The organism is Ochrobactrum sp. SFR4 (assembly GCF_019730395.1).
Lineage (GTDB): Bacteria > Pseudomonadota > Alphaproteobacteria > Rhizobiales > Rhizobiaceae > Pseudochrobactrum.
This window is the reverse complement of the sequence record NZ_JAAPBB010000411.1, coordinates 1-348: the sequence shown is the minus strand read 5'-3', so window position 1 is coordinate 348 and position 348 is coordinate 1. Positions and strand designations below refer to the sequence as shown.

1 protein-coding gene is annotated in these 348 nt (G+C 38.2%); it reads left to right on the top strand.

Features of this window, described 5'->3' with window-relative positions:
• The coding region (locus HBA93_RS19600; protein WP_221724405.1) for a hypothetical protein at positions 1-195 on the top strand (195 nt) is incomplete at its 5' end.
• Positions 196-348 lie beyond the last annotated feature (153 nt).

The window sequence follows — 348 nt, the reverse complement described above, 5'->3', positions numbered from 1 at the left end:
ATAAAGCTACCGTTAAGTGTTCCACAAGAACATTATTTTACTTCCGACGATCAAATTTCACAAATTCCATCTTCCCTTATCTCAATCCCGACTTATCGAGAGTTTTATGAAGAATTAAAAGTTGTATCCAATGGAATTCTTGAGGAGATACAACAGTTTAAGCGCAAAGCGGCCTCTCTGGAACAGCAAGAATGATCCAGTCTTAATAATAACACTTGACTCTAATGATCAGTGAGAACATTTTAGGAACATTCATTGAGGTTTCTAAAATGCTTGCCGCTTCCAAAAGTTCTGAAAAATTCATTATCATGCCCTACCGCAAGACAAAGGGAAAACTCTCGGCAGCCG